The sequence below is a fragment of the Marinobacter sp. genome, assembly GCF_041690455.1.
Classification (GTDB): domain Bacteria; phylum Pseudomonadota; class Gammaproteobacteria; order Pseudomonadales; family Oleiphilaceae; genus Marinobacter.
The window spans coordinates 1-2,846 of the sequence record NZ_JAWLHI010000152.1; the positions used below are offsets into that span (position 1 = coordinate 1).

The following is a 2,846-nucleotide window of genomic DNA, read 5'->3' on the forward strand; positions in this document are numbered from 1 at the left end:
GCCGTAGCCGATTACCTCCAGCGCAGCGCCCGCCACATTGCCTCCGCCACTGATGTGGAACAGGCCTATGCCGTTGGCAAGGCCGCGGTGGAAATGGCTCTGGACGGCAAGCAGGCACTGATGCCCACCATCGTCCGCGAACAGGGAAAGCCCTACCGCTGGAAGATTGGCGAAGCGCCACTGAGCGAAGTGGCAAACCAGGAAAAGAAGATGCCGATTCACTTCATCACCGACGATGGCTTTGGCATCACCCAGGATTGCCGGGACTACCTGGAGCCCCTGATTGCCGGGGAGAGCTTCCCGCCGTTCGATAATGGCTTGCCACGGGTCGCCAAACTCCAGAACACGTTAACCGAGAAGAAGCTGAAAACCGATTTCCAGCTGTAATTCGCCGGACATTTCGAGAAGCATCAAAAAAGCCTGACAGAGATACTCTGCCAGGCTTTTTTCGTTCTGCGGGACAATGACCGGCGTTAGCGGGCCAGTTCAGCTTCGTGGTCGCGCACGTAGGCATAGAACTGATCGAACCCTCCCACATACTGAGCGCCCACCAGGATCTGCGGCACGGTATACACTGGCCGGCCAATCCTGTCGGCGATATCCTGCTTGCTCATACCCTTCTCGATCATATCGACCCAGACATAGGGAATGTTTCTGGCCTCACACAGGTGCTTCGCCTGTACACAGAATCCACAACTTGAGCGGCCGTAAATCGTGACCTGCTCCATAAAAGACCTCCCAAAGGTTTCCAGCAGTGTGTTCCCGGATTAAAAATCGTATTGCAGGAGCATGACACGGTGTCCGCAAATTGAAAATTGATGCTTTGAATCGCCACCATAGCAGTGGGCCATTATGTCCGCAGGCGGCTGAGTTCGCGCTCCAGAACCTGCACCTCGTTGTCCAGGGCCTGACCACTGCCCTTGACCCGGCCGGCAAGCTCCCGGAGATCGTTGGCAGCGTCGCCGATGTGGGTCAGGTTCCGATTGATCTCCTCGCTCACCGAACTCTGCTCTTCCGCTGCGGTTGCCACCTGGGTTACGTGCTCCACAATGGTTCCGATCCGGTCGACCACGGTGGCCAGTGAATGGGCCGCCTCCTGGGTACCGTCGACCGCTGAGGTGGCGCGGTCAACGCCGCTCTGGATCACCGAAACGGCGCCGTTCACATCCTGCTTGAGGCCGTCGATCATGGTGCTGATTTCATCGGTGGATTCCCGCGTCCGGGAGGCCAGCGTGCGGACCTCATCGGCAACCACGGCAAATCCGCGGCCCTGTTCGCCGGCCCTGGCGGCCTCGATGGCAGCGTTGAGGGCGAGAAGGTTGGTCTGTTCGGCGATGCCACGGATGACATCCAGAATCCGGTTGATGTCCTCACTGCGATTGGCCACCTGTCCGATCGCCGTACTGGCCTCGCCCATATCGTTGGCCACAGCGCTCACGCCCTTCACCGCCGATGACAGCGTATCCTGGGTAAACCGGACGCCGTCCTGGGCCATACGGGCATTGTCCGCTGCCTCGCCGGCAAATCCGGCCACTTCCCCTGCAGCGGCAGACATTTCGTTCATGGCGGTCACCACGCTGTCAATGTCCTGATGCTGTCGGCCGGTCTGCTCATCGGTCTCAACCGCAATACTACCGACATCCCTGGCCTGTTCGCGGACCTTGGCGTTTACGCCCTTGAGGTCATTGATCATTTCCCTCAACCGGGCCAGGAAGGCATTGAACCCACCGGCCAACTCGATCAGTTCGGCATGGGTGTCGATTTCGAGCTCACGGGTCAGGTCCCCTTCGGCGCTGGCCAGATTCTTCATGCGATCCCGGATCTCATCCAATGGTCGGGTAACCGAGCGTACCAGAAGCACCAGGGCCACGATGGCGAAGACCACCACCGCGATTCCTACCAGGGTCTGGCGGGTGGCTGTCGCGGCGACTTCGTCCGACAACAGACCGGTAATTTCCGAAACGCTGGCGAGCGCGGCATCCCTTGGCAACTCGATCAGCAGCGACCACTCGACATCCGGCAACCGGATCTCAACGGGATACGCCACGGCCAGGGTCTGGCCGTCGTCAAAGGTACCTTCTTCCTGATGCAGTCCTGCGAAGGTATCAGCATGCTCGGGCACGGCTTCCTGAAGGGGGCGACCCAGATGCTCCTCGTAGTGGCTGGAGGCCGCAATGAGCCCCTGCTGGCTGATCAGCGTGACACGGGACTGTCCATCGAACAGCTCCTGGCTGACCCCGGCAATGGTTTTTTGCAGCGTCGAAAGATTGATATCCACACCCACTACACCGGCGAATGTTCCGTCATCCAGAATCGGAACCACCAGGCTGGTCATCAGCTCGGAGTAGCCCTCACTGATTTCATAATCATAGGGCTCCATGATGCAGGGTGATTTGGTGTCCCGCGAACACAGGTACCACTCGGCTTCCCGGATCCCGAATTCGTTCAGGCTGTCCAGGTACTTGGTCGCCGGGTCCTCGGTGCGGCTGAACTGAACGTTACCGTCCGGATCCCGGTAGTAATAGATCTCCAGAGTGCCTTCATCGCTGCTGTGGTCCTCAACGCCGCCGGTGAAATAGCGATCCTGGCCATCATAGCCATCCGGCTCGAACTGGGCGTATATCGAACTCAGGCTTTTCTGCTCCTCCAGAACCGCGCCAACGGTCTCCTGCAGAGCTGTCCGGCTGATTCGCCCGGAGCTGTCAGCCTGAATATTGCGGATAATGACATTGCGGACGACTTCCGGGGTCCGAAAAGCGGTCGCGAACTGGCCACTGACCAGTTCGCCATAGTTGCCGGCGGTTGCGCCAAGCTGATCCATCACAATACCCTGCACCGTATCCCGG

The 2,846-nt window shown here is 59.3% G+C and carries 2 protein-coding genes and 1 pseudogene; 1 reads left to right on the forward strand and 2 read right to left on the reverse strand.

The features are described 5' to 3' along the window. Positions 1–387: pseudogene (locus ACESMW_RS18925) on the forward strand (diphosphate--fructose-6-phosphate 1-phosphotransferase); the annotation flags it as partial. 86 nt (positions 388–473) lie between these two features. Here ACESMW_RS18925 and ACESMW_RS18930 read toward each other — a convergent pair. Beyond that, complete coding sequence (locus ACESMW_RS18930) at positions 474–728, reverse strand: GrxA family glutaredoxin (RefSeq protein ID WP_372988512.1); 255 nt, start codon at positions 726–728, stop codon at positions 474–476. 122 nt (positions 729–850) lie between these two features. Next, a partial coding sequence (locus ACESMW_RS18935) for a methyl-accepting chemotaxis protein (RefSeq protein ID WP_372988513.1) occupies positions 851–2,846 on the reverse strand: 1,996 nt, incomplete at its 5' end.

Excerpts from the sequence above, each read along its gene's own strand:
- ACESMW_RS18930 (WP_372988512.1), bottom strand. The coding sequence starts at position 728 with ATGGAGCAGGTCACGATTTACGGCCGCTCAAGTTGTGGATTCTGTGTA.